This window comes from Gabonibacter chumensis, from assembly GCF_024741215.1.
Classification (GTDB): Bacteria; Bacteroidota; Bacteroidia; order Bacteroidales; family Marinifilaceae; genus Gabonibacter; species Gabonibacter massiliensis.
The window spans coordinates 86209-104800 of sequence record NZ_JANSKB010000001.1; the positions used below are offsets into that span (position 1 = coordinate 86209).

At 43.3% G+C, this 18592-nt stretch carries 18 protein-coding genes; 7 read left to right on the forward strand and 11 right to left on the reverse strand.

The window, feature by feature from the left end:
* Positions 1-8: 8 nt before the first annotated feature.
* From rbp to NVS78_RS00405, 4 genes are all read right to left on the reverse strand, one after another.
* On the reverse strand, positions 9-350 hold the full coding sequence (gene rbp / locus NVS78_RS00390) for an RNA-binding regulator (protein WP_041502883.1): 342 nt from the start codon (positions 348-350) through the stop codon (positions 9-11).
* Between the two features lie 219 nt (positions 351-569).
* Positions 570-1676 (reverse strand): pyridoxal phosphate-dependent aminotransferase, encoded by a 1107-nt coding sequence (locus tag NVS78_RS00395; RefSeq protein WP_286357434.1) that lies wholly within the window; start codon positions 1674-1676, stop codon positions 570-572.
* Between the two features lie 18 nt (positions 1677-1694).
* Positions 1695-2156 carry a DUF4268 domain-containing protein gene (locus NVS78_RS00400; RefSeq protein ID WP_286357435.1) on the reverse strand — a complete coding sequence of 154 codons (462 nt, stop codon included), beginning with the start codon at positions 2154-2156 and terminating at the stop codon, positions 1695-1697.
* Positions 2157-2195: 39 nt separating this feature from the next.
* A complete protein-coding gene (locus tag NVS78_RS00405; protein ID WP_286357436.1) occupies positions 2196-2678 on the reverse strand; it encodes a tyrosine-protein phosphatase in 483 nt (160 codons plus the stop codon).
* A gap of 113 nt (positions 2679-2791) precedes the next feature.
* On the opposite strand from NVS78_RS00405, the gene rnhB reads away from it, so the two are divergent.
* From rnhB to NVS78_RS00420, 3 genes are all read left to right on the forward strand, one after another.
* Positions 2792-3397, forward strand: coding sequence for a ribonuclease HII (rnhB, locus tag NVS78_RS00410; RefSeq protein ID WP_286357437.1), 606 nt, complete (start codon positions 2792-2794; stop codon positions 3395-3397).
* Positions 3398-3440: 43 nt separating this feature from the next.
* Positions 3441-4991 (forward strand): GH3 auxin-responsive promoter family protein, encoded by a 1551-nt coding sequence (locus NVS78_RS00415; protein WP_286357438.1) that lies wholly within the window; start codon positions 3441-3443, stop codon positions 4989-4991.
* A gap of 68 nt (positions 4992-5059) precedes the next feature.
* Positions 5060-6079 (forward strand): META domain-containing protein, encoded by a 1020-nt coding sequence (locus NVS78_RS00420; RefSeq protein WP_286357439.1) that lies wholly within the window; start codon positions 5060-5062, stop codon positions 6077-6079.
* Positions 6080-6122: 43 nt separating this feature from the next.
* Here NVS78_RS00420 and NVS78_RS00425 read toward each other — a convergent pair whose 3' ends face one another.
* Positions 6123-8300 (reverse strand): glutamine synthetase III family protein, encoded by a 2178-nt coding sequence (locus NVS78_RS00425; RefSeq protein ID WP_286357440.1) that lies wholly within the window; start codon positions 8298-8300, stop codon positions 6123-6125.
* A gap of 233 nt (positions 8301-8533) precedes the next feature.
* On the opposite strand from NVS78_RS00425, the gene NVS78_RS00430 reads away from it, so the two are divergent.
* Positions 8534-9415 carry a pyridoxamine kinase gene (locus tag NVS78_RS00430; protein WP_286357441.1) on the forward strand — a complete coding sequence of 294 codons (882 nt, stop codon included), beginning with the start codon at positions 8534-8536 and terminating at the stop codon, positions 9413-9415.
* Positions 9412-10236: an HAD-IIB family hydrolase gene (locus NVS78_RS00435; protein ID WP_286357442.1), complete on the forward strand. Its 825-nt coding sequence runs from the start codon at positions 9412-9414 to the stop codon at positions 10234-10236. Before NVS78_RS00430 ends, NVS78_RS00435 begins: the two co-directional genes overlap by 4 nt.
* Before the next feature lie 4 nt (positions 10237-10240).
* Here NVS78_RS00435 and NVS78_RS00440 read toward each other — a convergent pair whose 3' ends face one another.
* From NVS78_RS00440 to NVS78_RS00460, 5 genes are all read right to left on the reverse strand, one after another.
* Complete coding sequence (locus NVS78_RS00440) at positions 10241-13450, reverse strand: golvesin C-terminal-like domain-containing protein (RefSeq protein WP_286357443.1); 3210 nt, start codon at positions 13448-13450, stop codon at positions 10241-10243.
* A gap of 27 nt (positions 13451-13477) precedes the next feature.
* A complete protein-coding gene (locus NVS78_RS00445; protein WP_286357444.1) occupies positions 13478-13984 on the reverse strand; it encodes a hypothetical protein in 507 nt (168 codons plus the stop codon).
* A gap of 213 nt (positions 13985-14197) precedes the next feature.
* Complete coding sequence (pyrF, locus tag NVS78_RS00450; protein ID WP_286357445.1) at positions 14198-15025, reverse strand: orotidine-5'-phosphate decarboxylase; 828 nt, start codon at positions 15023-15025, stop codon at positions 14198-14200.
* Positions 15026-15175: 150 nt separating this feature from the next.
* The gene (gene prfA / locus NVS78_RS00455; protein WP_286357446.1) at positions 15176-16261 is read right to left on the reverse strand and encodes a peptide chain release factor 1; all 1086 of its coding nucleotides are present in this window, start codon (positions 16259-16261) and stop codon (positions 15176-15178) included.
* A gap of 186 nt (positions 16262-16447) precedes the next feature.
* Complete coding sequence (locus NVS78_RS00460; RefSeq protein ID WP_286357447.1) at positions 16448-16702, reverse strand: helix-turn-helix domain-containing protein; 255 nt, start codon at positions 16700-16702, stop codon at positions 16448-16450.
* 85 nt (positions 16703-16787) lie between these two features.
* Between NVS78_RS00460 and NVS78_RS00465 the strand changes: the two genes are divergently transcribed.
* Together NVS78_RS00465 and NVS78_RS00470 are read left to right on the forward strand one after the other, a co-directional pair.
* Entirely contained in the window at positions 16788-17405 is a 618-nt protein-coding gene (locus tag NVS78_RS00465; protein ID WP_286357448.1) for a hypothetical protein, read from the forward strand.
* Positions 17402-17623, forward strand: a complete 222-nt coding sequence (locus NVS78_RS00470; RefSeq protein ID WP_286357449.1) for a hypothetical protein — start codon at positions 17402-17404, stop codon at positions 17621-17623. Before NVS78_RS00465 ends, NVS78_RS00470 begins: the two co-directional genes overlap by 4 nt.
* Here the strand turns inward: NVS78_RS00470 and NVS78_RS00475 are convergent.
* A complete protein-coding gene (locus NVS78_RS00475; RefSeq protein WP_286357450.1) occupies positions 17591-18583 on the reverse strand; it encodes an NAD-dependent epimerase/dehydratase family protein in 993 nt (330 codons plus the stop codon). The genes NVS78_RS00470 and NVS78_RS00475 overlap by 33 nt on opposite strands.
* Positions 18584-18592 lie beyond the last annotated feature (9 nt).

Genomic DNA, 18592 nt, shown 5'->3' on the forward strand with positions numbered 1-18592 from the left:
TGAATCAATCAATATCTTCTTTCTGATCTCTCGGAATTATATCCTCCGCGACGTTCGCGATTAAATCCCCCGCGATTTCCACCGCGGTTTCCGAAATTCGGTTTATCCGTTCTCGGTTTAGCCACGTTCACGTTGATTACCTTTCCATCATATTCAGCCTGATTCAATTCGTCGATGGCTTTCTGACCTAACGTATCGTCAGCAAGTTCAACAAATCCGAAACCTCTGGATCTTCCGCTTTCGCGATCCATAATTACTTTTGCAGAAACGATTTCGCCATAATCTGCAAACAACTCTCTTAAATCAGCATCATCGATACTGTAACTTAAATTTGAAATGTAAATGTTCATTAAGTAAAACTTTAATAATAAATATTCATTCAATTGAGTGCTTTGGATTGATAAAAAGTCTACTTAACGATACATAATACATGAAAGGCAAGTACTTTAAAAACAACGAACTCAACTCAATCTTGCGACAAAGATACGTCTATATTCCAATAAAACAATGCTTCTCCTAAAATTATTTCCTTAAACAACATTAATTATGATCGACAACCTCTCGACAGGTTACTTGAGGTCATTAAAATAAGTAACAAATTTTTCATGAGGAACCGACACGCATACACGGGAATACGCACTCGCGTACGTTTGCCGCGTCTTGGTAAAGAAATCAAGGGATACGGCTCCTATATAATGACGCAATAACTCCTCTTCACTCCGATTTACAATCACAAAAATTCCCTTGGGAACCGTTCCCCGATAAAATTCATCAGCCAATAGTTTCCTTTGTTTCAGGTAATCGATATTCAACGCGATATCCCGCGTTGTCTTTGCCTTAAAATCCGATACGGCCCTCTTCCCCTCCGGAGTCGTTAATAAACGAAGCACCAACTCCTGCGCAAAACCGTTGATCCCATTGGTATTATACATGACCCGAACTTCCAACTCGTCATGCAACTCTTTATTTTTGGTATAAATAAAACCCAATCGCTGCCCGCTCAATCCCACGGATTTACTAAAACTCTCGGTGATAATCACATTCTCCATATCCATCAATCTCACGTAATAATCATCTCGTCTATCCATAAAAAGACGACGGTAGGGACAATCGTAATACACAACGACACCCGCATCATTCAACTGCCGGATGATGTCAAGTTGTTGTTCATCATCATGCTTATCTCCTAACGGGTTACTCGGATCACTGATCAAAACGGCATTACCCTTCAACTCTTCAAGCATCTCGAGGAGATCGGCCTGGCTATTGTATTCGGCATTTTTCACATTCCGGATCGTCAACATCTTATAGTAACATCCCCAATAATAGGCAGGCAAATACAATTTCCCGATACAAACCGTTTGGGCGACCAGATCCAACGCGTGCATTCCCCCTGCCGTAATCAAAATACGATCGGAAGAGGATTCCCCCATAAAAAATTCTTCATTTATCGCCGCCCTCAACTCCGGGCGACCCGCACCGTGCGGATAGACCTGGATCTCCGGGGAGTTAAAATCGATCCCTTTTACAACTTCCGTCAAATCGATCGGGACAACCTGATTTACCCCCCGGTTCAGGGGTAAATACTCTTTTCCGTTTACCCGCGTTAATTCTTTCAGGTTCTCTCCTATTTGTACAATTTTAGAAAGAACGGCTCCACTTCTATTTATCTTCATAACTAATACTTATTCGTTTCAGCACTCTTTCAACCGCGCATTGATCAAATCCCGATATTCAAAATACAGCTCTTCCAGTAATGGCATCTTCTCGACAAAGAAAGCATATATCTTTTCCCAATCCCCCGCGTTATACAAACTCACTCCCGGCAGCTCGAAAAAAATCGCGCTCACCCGGCGGTCTTTTTCAACCCCTTCATACTCCTCCTCCCACATCAATTCCGAACCGCATATCCCGGCGAACAATTTCCGATAAGCAAGAAAACATTCATAAATTTCAAAACGGCGTAAATCATTTTTATGATCTATTTGAAACATAACCAACGCTTTTCGGTCATCAGCAAAAAATTTCAATTGCACTGATTTTATCTTTACCCCGGTCAACACCCAACGCCGATCGATACGTTTTCTCCGGCAATAGGATTTAAAGCCTTGCCAAAAACTGATTCTTATCGCTTTCGCCTCCTCTTTTGTATACATAACACATTCTACTTTCGGACCGACAAATATACAGGGTTCTCATGAAATACCCAAAGCCTGTTTCATATGCTCGACATCCGTCCCGTGCAACATGTCGATCAATTGATCGAATATCATATGGAATCCGAATTCCCCGTCGACCATCGCATTCACGGCATCTTCCTTGCTGATTCCTAAAAAAAGAATCTGATACATGGCACAAACGGCTCCCGTTCGGTCGGAACCGTGCCAACAATGAATCAAAATCGGTCCTTCCCGGTCCCGAAGGATACGCATGGCTTCCAGAAGATCATCCTGATTCATTTTGGAAGCTTTCATTCTCAAACGATGCAATTTGATGTCGGTTCCTCTCGCTTCATCCTTATCGTTATGACGGTTGCGTAAATTCAGGACCTCCTTGATACCGAATTGCTCAAGAGCCCGGAAATCACGATAAGAAGGTTGGTCCGATCGGTAGACATCCTTATCAATCCGATAACAATTTTTCAGCCGACTCCCGGGAACCGTTATTTTTTCTACCATAACCTTATTTTTATCGAATACAAATTTATGCATTTCCTTATAGCCGAAAAAGAAATATCCTATTAAAGAACAACATTTTTTTATATATTTGCTGGAGATTCAACCACGCGCATATGTTGACATTAAAATATTATTCCGATAAAATTGAAGCCGGTTGCGATGAAGCCGGACGAGGATGCCTGGCGGGGCCCGTTTTCGCTGCTGCCGTAATACTCCCGGACAATTTTTCCAACGAAATGTTGAATGACTCGAAACAGCTTTCCGAAAAAAAAAGAGACGAACTGCGTTTGATTATAGAACGGGAAGCTTTAGCCTGGGCCGTTGCCAGTATAGACAATGAAGAAATCGATAAAATCAACATCTTAAACGCTTCTATCACGGCAATGCAAAAAGCATTAGGAATGCTCTCCATCCGACCGGAACATATCCTTATCGACGGAAATCGTTTTAAACCGTACGAGGAGATCGAATATCACTGTATCGTAAAAGGTGACGGGAAATACATGTCTATCGCGGCGGCATCGATTTTAGCCAAGACCCACCGGGACGAATACATGAAAAACCTACACAAAGAGTATCCGGTTTACGATTGGCAACGTAATAAAGGTTATCCGACCAAAGAGCACAGGGCTCAAATCCGGATACACGGGATCACCCCTTTCCATCGGAAAACATTCAATTTAACAGACCAGCAATTAGAATTGAATTTTAATGATTGAGAGATAAAAATATCGTATCAATTTCCTTTTAACTATAAGCATTATGGCTCTCATTAATTCAATCATATCCCTATTTTCATCCAAACGATTATCGCAAATCGATTATTTCAAGGCAAATCCCATACAAGTCCAGGAAGAAACCTTGCAAAATCTTTTACAAACGGCAAAAGATACGGAATACGGGAAAAAATACGATTTTGCCTCCATTTGGACCTCGGAACAATACCGGGAAAGGCTTCCGATCATTCACTATGAAGAAATCGCACCCTATTCCGAACGCTTAATGAATGGAGAGCAAAACTTGCTATGGCCGGAACCTATTACCTGGTTCGCTAAATCTTCAGGTACCACAGCCGCCAAAAGCAAGTTCATTCCTGTCAGTAAAGAAGCTTTAGAAAACTGTCACTTTCGCGGAGGCAAGGATGTCATCTCGCTTTTTAACCGGAATTATCCAGACGCCCAGGCTTTCGGGGGCAAGACGTTGGCTTTGGGGGGAAGCAGCGAGGTTTCTAACGTAAACTCCAATTGCCAATACGGAGATCTTTCCGCCATCCTGATTTCAAACACCCCGTTCTGGGCTAATCTAATGAAAACCCCCGATCAATCCATCATGCTGATGAGCGAGTGGGAAGAGAAAATCGAAAAGATCTGCGATGTAACCATAAAAGAGGACGTAAGATGTTTAGCCGGTGTTCCCAGTTGGTTTTTAACCCTGATCAACCGCATTCTGGAACGCACAGGTAAAAATAATCTCCACGAGGTATGGCCGAACTTAGAGTTGTTTATCCACGGAGGAGTCAGTTTCTCCCCTTACCGGGAACAATACAAACGGCTTCTCCCCAACCCGAAAATGAAATACATGGAGACCTACAATGCCTCCGAAGGATTTTTCGGGATCCAGGACAATCCGAACGATTCATCCATGTTATTGATGCTCGACTACGGGATATATTACGAATTCATGCCTACTGCCGAGTTAGGAAAAACCAACCCACGGAGTCTTTCGCTGAAAGAGGTAGAAACAGACGTAAACTATGCCCTGATTATTTCGACGAACGGAGGACTGTGGCGTTATATGATCGGAGACACCATCCAGTTTACTTCCCTGAAACCCTACAAATTCCGGATCACGGGACGTACCAAGCTATTTATTAACGCCTTCGGGGAAGAACTAATCATCGACAATGCAACCCAGGCCATAGATGAAGCTTGTCGTCGAATGCAATGCAATATCATCGATTTCACTGCTGCCCCGGTTTTCATGGAGGAAGGAAAAAAAGGAGCGCACGAATGGATTGTCGAATTCGAAACTCCTCCCGGCGACCCGGAAGCTTTTGCCGAGGTATTGGATAACGAACTAAAAAAACTCAATTCCGATTACGAGGCAAAGAGATATAAAAACATCTCCCTTCAACGATTGATCCTTCACGTCGCCCGGCCCAATCTATTTAAAGATTGGCTCAAAGAAAAAGGCAAATTAGGAGGCCAGAATAAAGTTCCCCGGTTGTGGAATGACAGAACTCATATAGACGAACTTTTAAAATTAAATTACGAAAAATTAGGCAGGAATAGTATTTCCTTAGAACAATTATAAACTTTTTGTCTATCATTTTTAACGGAGACACCGTTAATAAGCATAACCTTGTAAAAAAAATTTTAACAATGAGAAAAACAACTATTTTAATGACTATCGCAACAGTACTCGCACTGTTTAGCTGCAAGAGCAACACGGGAAATATGGCTCAGCTGACTGCCAACGAGTGGCAACTGAAAGAGATGAGTGTAGATAATAAAAAGGTGAATTTGTCCGCAAGCGTACCTTTTGTAACCTTTACCGACTCCAGTGCCATGTACGGATTCTCCGGATGTAATCGTTTCTTCGGTAAATACACCACCGAAGGAAATACCATTAAAATCGAACCGGGAGGAAGCACCATGATGGCTTGTCCTGATTTAGAATTCGAAAATCAATTTATGAAAGTATTTGCCCAAATGACCTCCTATTCCATCACGGATAAAGAATTAAAATTAACGGACAAAGCGAAAAAACAGATTTTAATCTTTGTTCCGCGAAAAGAGGAACAACGGATAGGAGTGGCGAACGACGAACACGGATGTAACGCTGCAGCCGGGTATACTTGGTCGGAAGTATCCCAAGAGTGCATCCGTCTATTCGAGTCTGGTATCCGTATGCTTTCCAAACAAAATCCGGAAGCCTCGAGTGCCGCTTTTATCGTTTTCGCACCGGACTCCTCTAAAGTAGAACTATTTTTACCCGGAGAGGAGACTCATCCGATCTTAGACAAAAGAACACTTCCCAAGGGAGGAAGTGCCTGGAACATAGAAGATGACGACACCTACAATGTCAGAAGAACCGACGGCAAATGGATCATCGAGAAGCGGACAGAAACCCTGTTCGTTCAAGACCCGAACGGACCTGTCACCATTACCTACGTGGGTGGTAACGGCAAAAATAAAATGTTGTACCAAATCACGGTAACCTATTTTCCCGATCAGGAAAAAGCAAAGGTTCAATACGATGACCAGACCTTCGAGTTAACCCAGCAAGTCTCAGCTTCCGGAGTCCATTACAAAAACGATCAAGTGGATTTGATCGGTAAAGGCAAAGAGATACAATTCACACTTCCCGACGGAATGATTCTGAAAATGAACGAAAAATAATAAACGAATCCTCCCTTTAAAAAGGGAGGATTCGTTTATAACACTAACGGGAAAACAACAACTCCCGGTACTTAGGCAGAGGCCATATCTCGTCATCTACCAGCAACTCCAATTTATCAATATGATAGCGGATCTTCTCCAAATAAGGACGTACTTCCGCCGTATATACCTCAGCCCGTTTCACCTCATCCGACAGGGCATTAGCTTGTTTCCTGGCTTCGGTCATATCAGAGACCATCGTTTGTATTTCCCTGATATGCAAAGAGATCGTCCGAATCATTTCCAGTTGGATTTCAGCTACCCTTTCATCCGCAAATGCAGCCTTTAAACCGTTCACGTTATCCAAAAGCGTATTTTGGTATTTTATGGCGATCGGGATAATATGATTCAAAGCCAGGTCCCCCAATACTCTCGATTCGATTTGCAGCTTTTTAAGATAAATCTCATTCTTTATCTCGAAACGGGCCTTCAGCTCCCGTTCACTCAACACTCCCGAATTCACAAACAAGCGACGGGCTTTGTCCGACAGATAGGCTTTCAAGGCGGGTATGCAATCCGTATCGGTAGACAAACCTCTCCGGGCAGCCTCCTCTCTCCATTCCTGTCCATAGCCATTTCCCTCGAAACGAATGGATTGCGATTCTATGATGTACTTGCGTAATACCTGAAAAATCGCCTCGTCTTTCTTCACTCCCTTATCGATCAAAGCATCCGTCTCTCTTTTAAACAACACCAACTGTTCCGCCACGGCCGTATTCAAAACAATCATGGGGCCACCACAATTCGCGGAAGAACCGACAGCCCGAAATTCGAACCGATTCCCGGTAAATGCAAAAGGAGACGTCCTGTTCCGGTCCGTATTATCCAACATGATCTCCGGAATTTTTCCCACATTTAACTTTAACTCGGTTTTTTCATCCGGACTCATTTTTTTAGAACTTACTTTCTCTACCAACTCATTCAACATTCCGGACAAATAAGCTCCCAAGAATACGGACATAATCACGGGAGGAGCCTCTTCCCCCCCTAAACGAGCCTCATTTCCCTGCGACACGATACAGGCCTTAAACAAGTCCGAATATTCGTGTACCGCCTTTATGGTCGAAACCAAAAAAATCAAGAATTGCATATTGGACTTCGGATTACGGCCGGGCGACAATAAGTTCACCCCCGTATTGGTCATCAACGACCAATTATTATGTTTTCCGGAACCGTTCACCCCCTTATAGGGCTTTTCATGTAAAAGAACCCGAAAATCATGTCGCCTCGCCACCTTTTTCATGGTAGACATCAACAACTGGTTATGATCAACCGCCAGATTCGCCTCTTCAAATATCGGAGCACATTCGAATTGATTCGGAGCCACCTCATTGTGTCTGGTTTTAATGGGGATTCCCAAACGATGACACTCGTATTCCAGCTCTTCCATAAATGAAGTCACCCTTGCCGGAATAGCGCCGAAATACTGATCCTCCAACTGCTGATCTTTTGCCGATGAATGTCCCATCAACGTCCGCCCGCACAGCTTCAGGTCGGGACGAGCATTATACAAAGCTTCATCCACCAAAAAATATTCCTGCTCCCATCCTAACGTCGCAATCACTCGAGTCACGTCTTTATCAAAATACTGGCAGATATCCACGGCGGCCTTATCAATCAAGGCCAAAGCTTTCAACATCGGAGTCTTAAAATCCAAAGCCTCTCCGGTATAAGCCACAAACACGGTCGGGATACACAAAGTCCGATTATTAATAAAAGCCGGAGAACCCGGATCCCATGCCGTATACCCCCGAGCCTCAAACGTGTTTCGAATCCCCCCGTTCGGAAAACTCGAGGCATCCGGTTCTTGCTGCACCAGAACCCGACCGTCAAAGGACTCGATCACGTTACCGTCAGGCAGTACATCCACGAAAGAGTCATGCTTTTCGGCCGTTGCCCCATTCAACGGATGAAACCAATGCGTGTAATGGGTAACACCGCGCTCTACCGCCCATGCCTTCATCGCAGCAGCCACCTGATCCGCTAACCCGCGGTCGATACTGGTTCCATCAAGCATGATTCGTTCCAATTTTTTAAACGCTTCGATAGAAAGATAATGCCTCATTTTTTCCGAAGAAAAAACATCTTCCCCGAAGATCTCCGAACACCTGGGCCAAGATGTTCCCGTTGCCGGCTTCCGCTCCGCCAATTTTCCCAAAGCCATAAATCTGATTTTTGCCATAATTTATTTTATTTAGATACCACCCCATATTTTCAGGGGTCAAATATATAAAAAAGCATCTATTTCAAATCACACCCCCTAATTTTTTATTACTCTTCCGACAAAAAAAATAATTTTAAGCACAACACCCCCCATTAACAAGTCTATCTTCTTAAAAATATTTTTATAAATTTCAAAAGTACATGCCTGAATATTCCTCTTTTCACGTAACTTTGTTCTTTAAAATTTCAAACATGAAAAAAATTGCGGCCATACACGATTTATCCGGTTACGGAAGAGCCTCCCTGACGGTAGCCATACCTATACTTTCTCACATGGGGTATCAGGTATGTCCACTTCCGACAGCCATATTATCGGCACATAGCGAATACCCGAACTTTCGTTCTCTCGATCTGACCGACTTCATGGAGGAGTACATCGCCCACTGGAAAACATTAAACCTGCATTTCGATGCGATTTATTCCGGTTACCTCGCCTCCGTAAAACAGATGGAAATCGTATCCGATTTTTTCAACCACTTCAAAAACGAACAAAACTTTATATTGGTGGACCCCGTACTCGGGGATCACGGCTCCCTTTATCCGAACATGAATCAAGCCATGATAGAAGGGATGAAACACCTGTGTACCCAAGCTAAAGTGATCACCCCTAACCTGACGGAAGCTGCATTTCTACTCGGGGAAAACAGTATCAAAGGGATCTCGGCGGAACAAACGTTAGCCTGGTGTAAAGCCTTATCACAATTCGGGCCGGAACACGTAATCATCACTTCGGCTCCCGGCAATAACCCGCAAGACATCGTAACCATAGCCTACAACCGAACGGATAATCGCTACTGGGAAGTGGTTTGCGACCATATCCCCGCCTCTTATCCGGGCACGGGAGATGCCTTCGCCAGCGTTATCACCGGTTGCCTATTAAACGGAGACAGTCTTCCCGAGGCCGTAGACCGTGCCGTTCATTTTATCAACATGGGTATCAAAGCCACATTCGGTTACACGCATAATCCTCTCGACGGTATGAATCAGGAGAAAGTGTTGCACTATCTGAACGAACCCCTACCTTATTACAGGTATCAACTGATAGAAGAACCGAAAACGACCGACCGGACATGATAAAAGCTATTATTATTGACTTTGACGGTACAACCCTACCCCGCCAATGGCATTCCGTGAGTAAAGAAAACCGGGAGGCTTTGGAAAAAGCGGGTAAGAAAGGCATCATCCGGATTTTGGCAACCGGACGTTCCTTTTTCTCTTTCAATCACGTTCTTCCCGAAGGATTACCCATAGATTATATGGTATTTTCCTCCGGCGCCGGAATCATGCAATGGGACAACCGTCGAATCATGCAATCCCGGGAATTAACGGTAGAAGAGACCCGGGAGATAGCCTCCTATCTATGGAAATACAATGTCAACTTTACGATCCAGAAACGCATTCCGAACAACCACTTTTTTCTTTACAGACATATCGCCCGACAACATGAAGACTTCAGACGCCGAATAGAAAATTATCCCGGCTTGGGAACCCCTATGCCCCTACCGGAGGATCTGAGCGAAGGAGCGACCCAATTCCTGACCATTTTAGGAGCGGATCAAACCGATCTGCACGAAGAGATACAACAGCAACTCTCTTCCTATTCCGTGATCCGGGCAACCTCTCCCATCGACAACCGCGCCATATGGACCGAAATATTCGCCAAAGACGTGAATAAAGGAAGCAGTTGCGAACTGCTCTTGAATCAACTCGGGATCTCTTTTCCCGAATGCGCGGGGTTAGGAAACGACTACAACGACTTGGATTTTTTGGAACGGTGCGGCATATCCTTCGTCGTGGCCAACGCTCCGGCTCCCCTTGCCAAGCGATTCGAAAAGGTCCCCGCCGACACAGACAACGGTCTCGCCGCCTTTATCCGCCAAACCCTCGATCTGTAACAAATCATTCACCCTTGTATTTCCATTTCACTGCATCGGCAACGATTAAAGCCGGAATCCCCGTCATAATCAGAGAGGAATCTTTAGCTACCCGGTCGTCTAATATCACACTGGATTCTCCTCTCTCCATTTGAAACTTTCCGAGCGAAACCCACCCGAACATACCTTCCCGATAGGTCAAGGCGACCTCCGTCTCTTCTCTCGCGTGCCGAATCGTATAAAAATAGGTCGTACCGGGCTTACGCTGCTTACGAATAACACTCATGCCACCCCTATCAGAAACATACACGAATACCTCATACCTACCGGGCTTATCAATAGACACACGCCATTCCACCCCCTTACCTCCACCGCCCGCCGTTTTACAATACGCACTTCGTATGGAATCACCATAAAAACATTTATCGAGAACCGGGGTCCATCGTTTTGTCACTTCCGCTAATACATATCGATATTTACCTTTAAAATTTCCCCCGCGCAATCCCGATAAACGCCACTTCTTTTGGGGATGAACTACGTGAAAATTCGTATCCAAATCATCCACGATCATCTCGTCGGAAGCCGAGAAAAAATCAGAAATTTCACAGCTGTCTTCCTTCTCCGCAACGCCTTCCTCCTCCTTTGGCAAAGAGAAGGTCAAAGGCAAATTGCGAGAAAGACGAGTTGTAAAATTCTGAAAAGAACGCCCACCCACGGCAGTACATCGAATCGTTTTACACTCCCCGGGTTTTAACAAAAAACTTCGTATCGTTTGTTTAGCCGTATACCTATTTTGAATCCCCCCTGCCGCAACAGAAATAACTCCTTCCGTCCGGCTATCGTTAAAAACGTTAAAACTCAAAAGGCGATCACCTCGTTCCCACTCTTCACGCGGCAAACTCTCCCATTCCACCCCCCTCACTTTAAACAGCGGTAGCCCCTTCCGAGAATATATTTTGGAAATAATAGCCTCGAAGTCTACCATATACCTCTCTTTATACTCTTTACAAAGCAATTCAAAATCAACGGTTTCGAAAGGATGTCGGCGTAAAAAATCTTCCAGAAAAGAATAGAAGGTATCTTCTCCCGTGCAAGCCGCCAGATAAGCCTCCAAATAACCCGCACTCAGATAGAGAATACAATCGATCTCTTCTACCGAAAGTGTTCGATCCCGACAGGCCTCTTCCAAACTCCTCGTGGAGAGATAATCGACACTCAATTCGATCAAAGTCCCCGAAAAGGATTTACACAGAAAAGGACTTTCCATCTGAGCATATTTTAAAAGTATATCCAAAGCGGGATAACGCCTGTCCGAAATAAATCCGGTAAAATCCTGAAAAAGAGAAGCTAAATTATTTATTTCCCCTTGAAACAGACTCTCAACATATCCTTTCACCCGCATGCATAAATCATCGTCCTCCTGAATCTTCTCTGCATTCAAAAACGTCATTAGATCGTTCACCTTAGACATTATCGCAAAACGTTCCGGTAAAAATACCAATCCCGGTTGATTGCTGTTGTTATTGTTATTCCACTTGCGTTGATGCGCAGCAAAGGTAACGGGCACCTCCACCACCTTAAACTCTTTAAAAAGATAAGGCTTTTGATAGCAACGTTCATAAAAATTCAAGCTACTCTCCAAGATCTCTTTTTTCTTTTCGAAAGAGAGCGGTAGTTCCCAATCTCCCCAATTCCTGCCCCGAAAGTAATACCACTCCAACTCCAACGAGTCGATCTCTATGCGCTGCCGTTCAAAATTACCGATACACAAAACAATGCCCGGTAAATTATCTCTGCTTTTAAAAATACTCCACCCATTCTCTTCCTCTCTTTTTCCTTGCGAAACAACCAACCGCCCTTCTTTATTTTCCACGCTCAACGAGTAACGGGAATAATCGAATTGCCTGCTTAAAGGATTATCCGGGTTTTCAGGGGATACGACCACCGGATACCAAAGACACTCGGGGTAAAGCAAAGTGAATCGATCCGATAGAAAAGAGTAAAGATTGCCGTAACGAAAACCGACACCGAACATTTCAACACGAGTATCCAATTCCCGATGATCGTATTCTGTATCCCCCAACTCCAAATAACAAAACGCATCATCGATCTTTCCGGCATAGCTTATCTCCAAAGAGAGAGAGTCTCCCGGCACAAGCATTCGTTTTATCCGAATCACCTGTTTTTCCCGGGAGAATTCGATATCGGTCCCTTTCTCTTTCAGAGAGATAACCGATAAATAAGGATTCAAATACAAGACGAAGCCCGAAACCGCCTCGTCCGTCCGGTTTTGCAACACCACACGACTACTCCCGTATAAACTGTCACGGACCTGCCGACAGGCGATATCATTAGACAACATTCTCACCACAGCGGGAGTAGCGTATTTTCTATATACCTCACGGTATTCCGCCCGCCTCGCATCCCGCACCTGAAATTCCCGGTCATAAAAATTTCCTACCGCAAGAGCACAAACACATAATAAACCTCCTGCCAGCAATAAACAAACAGGCCCCTTTCTGCTATTCGACTTTCTTTTACTACAAACGATGCCTAATACACCCGACCCGGCACCCGCCAACAAATAAGCAAACCGATGCTGTAGATAGCGACACAGAAAAGGATGACCCGTAATATCCGAAAAAAGATTAGGAATCTCTCGTCCCCCGTAATCAAATAACCCATGTCGCACCCCGGGCAGATAAAAACAGGAGACTCCCCAGATCGAAAGCAACACGAGCAACGTTACTCCCCTGCCCTTGCACAGGCTACCTGCAAGCATCGATAACCCCAACCAGAAACAAAGGGTGGGAAATGTCAACGTCATCAGGTAAAAAAGATAGATCCAGCAGCAAAATGGATTTTCACTCCCGAACAAATGCAAAAACATTCCCAGCGACAACACGATCGCATTTAACGTCACCGTCACCACGATCACCCCGAATGCCTTCCCGCCAAAATACACAAAATTGCTCACCGGACGGACATAAATCACATCCAACGTGGTGAATCTCCATTTACCTTTTAACAGATCGTAAGCTACCAAGAGAATAAATAAAGGCTGCACGCTATTAAAAAGAAAAGAGAGCAAAAACGGGTCAGCCGAAGGGAGTCCCTCCGGAGTAAAAAGTAAATAAATCTTACCGAAATAAAAAAACACCGGAATCAGCAACGAAACAAACAGGAATAACCTCACCGACCATTCCCGCCAGAGTAATTTTATCTGATATCTCAAAACAGTTGACATATAGTAAAATACGAGTTATTCGAATTTAATTATTTCCTTTTCATTATTAGGATAAGTCACTTCTCCTGTCATTTCTAACGTTCTTGAATTTATTTTTATCTCCATGTAAGTAGGTCCAGGCCTCAAACTACAAGATCCAGTATAAAATCTTCCAAAATAATATATATCAATTTTAAAATATCCGAAATAAAGAGCTTGTGAAAAAGTTATTTTTTTTACTCCATACAATTCTCCATTATATGAAGTAGTACCATTTACCAACCTGCCATATTCAAGAAGTGAACTCGGATCAATTCTTGAATACAATTCATAAATAACTTTCACTCCAACATGAGCAATAGGGTTACCTATTTCATCTCCTGCAAATAAATGTAAATAAACAGGAAATGTTAAAGACGAACGATAAGCATTCCGCATTGGAATTCCATTGTACTCTGCCTTCTTCTGTGCAAAACCGACATGACAAAAACACAGCATTAAAGTCATACCTAACAAAACTCGGATAATTGATTTTCTTTCCATAACACTAAGTTTTTAGATTTGATAAATCCCCATTTTTAATCCATAAAAGCACAATATACACATATCTTTGATACAAACATAACAATAAAGAATATACCATACACCACGATAATTCATCTTTAACATAATCAAACCCGATCAACACTTTTTTAAGTACAAAAAAAGTCGTCCAAAATTTCGGACGACCTCTATTCGTTCTATTCAATACGTTTTTCAGATAATTCCTCTTCTTTCCAAAAGGTCTTTCATTTGCTGTTCCAATTTAATGGCTTCAACCCGAGCCCGCACGGCAAAATTTTCCGTGTTATCGGCAAAGATAATCCCGCGGGAAGAGTTGACGATCAACCCGCAATGCTCATTCATTCCGTATTTAGCCACCTCTTCCAAACTACCGCCTTGCGCTCCTACACCCGGAACCAATAAAAAATGATTCGGCACGATTTTTCGAATCCCTTCCAACATCTCGGCTTTGGTGGCACCGACCACGTACATCATATTCCGATCGTTTCCCCACTCTTGAGATTTACGTAACACCTTCTCGTATAACTTTTCCCCATTTTCCTCGAAAAACTGAAAATCATAGGCACCCTTATTCGAAGTCAAAGCCAACAAGATCACCCATTTCCCCTCGTATTTTAAAAACGGAGTTACAGAATCCTCTCCCATATACGGAGCCACTGTTATAGAATCGAAATCCATCCTCTCCAAGAAAGCACGCGCATACATTTCCGAGGTATTCCCGATATCTCCTCTTTTAGCATCGGCTATGGTCAGCACCTCCGGATAATTCGTTTTTATATATTCGATCGTCTTTCCCAAGCTCTCCCAACCCTCTACTCCGCGACTCTCGTAAAAGGCTATATTCGGCTTATAAGCAATCGTTATATCCGCCGTAGCATCTATTATTGCTTTATTAAACTCGTATACAGGATCTTCTGCATCCAATAAATGCACCGGGATTTTCTTTATATCGGAATCCAACCCCACGCAAAGGAAGGATTTCTTCCTCTTTATTTGTTCGAACAGTTCTTGATACAACATATTTATTGATTTAGAGATTCTGTGATTTAGAGATTCTGTGATTTAGAGATTCTGTGATTTAGAGATTCAAATCACTTAATCTCCTAATCCTTTAATCCCCTAATCATCGAATCTCACAATCGCTCAATCCATTAGTTTCTTAATTTACAATTAAAACCCGCTTTCCTTCAACTTTTCCGTATTTTCCTCAATTTGCAACTTCTCGATAATCTCGTGTAAATCTCCGTCCATGATAGCGGCCAAATTATACAATGTCAAATTAATCCGATGATCCGTCACCCGTCCCTGAGGATAATTATAGGTACGAATCTTTGCCGAACGGTCCCCGGTAGAAACCATCGTTTTCCGCTTGGAAGCGATCTCGTCCATGTATTTTTGGTGCTCGATGGCATAAATCCGGGAACGTAACTCTTTCATAGCTTTCGCCAGATTTTTAATCTGAGACTTTTCATCCTGACAGGTCACCACGATTCCCGTGGGGATATGCGTCAAACGAATAGCCGAATAAGTGGTATTCACCGATTGCCCTCCGGGACCGGACGAACAATAAGTATCCTTGCGGATATCCGCCGGGTTCAACTCTACATCCACCTCTTCGGCCTCAGGCAAAACAGCTACGGTTGCGGCAGAAGTATGCACCCGTCCCTGTGTTTCGGTAGCCGGCACGCGTTGTACCCGATGTACTCCGGACTCGTATTTCATAATACCGTATACCCCTTCGCCCGAAATATTGGCCACAATCTCTTTATATCCTCCCGAAGTTCCTTCACTTACATTAGTCACCTCCATTTTCCAACGTTTGGTCTCGCAAAATTTCGTGTACATACGGAATAAATCTCCCGCAAAAATGCAGGCTTCGTCTCCCCCCGTTCCCGCGCGTATTTCCAAAATAACGTTCTTGGAATCTTCCGGATCTGCCGGGATCAACAACATCTTCACCCGGTTTTCCATCTCCGGAATTCTTTCCAATAGCTCGTCCAGTTCCAATTGGGCCATTTCCCGTAACTCCTTATCGCTCTCGTGTTCCAGTATCTCCTCTGCCTCTTCACGTAACTTCACTGCATTTTTCAACTCGTTAGCCGCCTCCACAATCTGCTCTAAATCCCGATACTCTTTATTCAACTTTACGAACCGATTGATATCCTGGATCACTTCGGGATCCGTAATCAATTGTCCGATCTCATGGAAACGAATATAAAATGTCTCTAACTTCTCTAAAAGGGCATTATCACTCATATACATTTAATTATAATTCCCGCAAAATTAATAAAAACAAAACAGTTTTCAATCCATTTGATTATAATTCCCCCGTTTATTCCCTGATCCGCAAAACAAAGAAGGCCCCGGAGACGGTTCGAACCACCTCCACACTTTCCGTTATCTTAATAAAATAATAGAAATATCAATAGATCGAACATACATCTATTCTCCCGACGGCTCCTCCAGACTTTTCCCAACCAAGTCACTCAACTCGATTTCCAAAGCACTACAAATCAAACAAAGCGTTTTCACGGTGACATTACTTTTTCCAGCTTCAATCCGGCTCATATTCGAACGCTCGATGTCACATTTATAAGCAAGTTCTTGTATCGTAAGATTTTTACTCATTCTTATTCGTTTGATATTCAATGCTATTCGATGTATTTCCTCGTCGTAATCCATTTTATTACGTATCATATTTGATACGCAAATTTTTTACTTTATATTTGCAACATGCGTATCATAAATGATACGAAGTGATTTATATCAATAACGTTATAGCATGAAAAAAGTTATTCTACTCATTATTACGATCGTGGCTGTATTTATGATTACTCCCATTCGCAGCTCTTCACAAAATATAAAGGATTTTTTCTTTCAGGAAAAACAAATATATACGCTCACGGATGGAAAAAATCAGACAGAAACCTACCAGATACAACGTTACGATAAAAATACGGTTTATCTGGTTTATACCTTGTCGATAAAACACCAGACAATTCGAACAATTTCAATCAAACTCCAATTTCAAAAGAATTGTATTACCTCCGAATTCATTCGAATGACGGGAATCAGCGGAAGTATAAATCAAAAAACCAAAACAACCGTTTTAGCGTTGCCGGGAAAAAAGGGGGACAACTGTTGGACCAACCGAACATCTAAAAAACGTACAGAATACACCTGCAAATACGTCGAATTAACCTTAAACGGACAATATTCGTATAAAGCTTTACAGGTAAACCGGAAGAGTTTCGACCTATCGAGTAATAAAACGGTTGCGCCTGACGAAATCTCATTTTACGTGAAAGAGATGGGACTGATATTAAAAACAGACGGAAAAAATATTTTAAGCTATTCGACCGCATTAAATTATATACCCAATCAAATGGAGGCAAAATGACCACGCGTATACAAAAATGGATGCCTGTTATCCCGGCTTGTACACTATTAATCGTATGTGTTACCTTATTGATTTTACTTCACGCGTATCGTGCCGATACAGCTTCTTACTCCTTTCCTGTTAAAGAGGAAAACAGACCCATCACCCCATCTCAAGACTCTCTGCCTGCAGATTCAGCGACCGAACTAATCTTTAAAGAATGTTGCGGTATCTTCTAAAGAATGGAAACAAAAATCAGGTAATACGCTTAACAATTTAGCACTCGAAAAACAGACCCGATGCTGAGAGGAACGTGCTGTTTCCCGGGTAAAAGCGGGTTTAGTTCCCTGCAATAAAGCAAAAAATGCCATCATCCGCCACAATGCAGAGGTCATCCAAGGATACAAAGCCACCCGAGGAGGCCTCTTTCCCGCAACGCGGGCAATTGTTGAAAACAAATGTTTATAAGAGTAATTTCCACCGCATAATACAAAACGTTCGGAACGAACCGCCGGACGATTTGCCAAAGCAATCATCGCCACGCATACGTCACGAACATCGACATAGCCATTTACCCCGAAGGTATAGACGGGCATTCCCCGTAACGCTCGTTCCATAAGCAGAGCGCTGCTCCTTCCCTTCAGCCCTCCTCCCAATATAATAGCCGGATTTACAATGACGGCATTCAACCCTTTATGAATAAAATTCCATACCGTCTTTTCCGCCCTTCCCTTACTTTCCGAATACAAAGAATGCACGGAACCGGGAATAACCGGCGTCTTCTCATCTATACACTCCCCCTCCTCGGCATCTCCCAACGCCGCAACAGAACTGACAAAACACAAACGCACGCCAAAACGAAGACATAAACGGCAAATGATCTCCGTCCCTTTGATATTTGTTTCCAGCAACTTGTTCCTATCGCTCCCGTGAAAAGAGACTACAGCGGCACAATGATACACGATAGCAGCTTCTTTCACGTAAACAGCCAACGACTCTTCATCCAAAATATCGCCCGTAACCCATCTTACCCGCTTCCCGGCAGATTCGGGCAGATCGGAATAACGAGAAAAGAGAGCCATCGTCTCGTCTGTTCGACTCTCTCTCCTTTTTAAAGCTATAATATCTTCTTCAGCTTTCGCCAGATGACATAACAAATGACTTCCCAGCAGGCCTGTAGCCCCAGTTACAAAAACCATGGTCGAAAC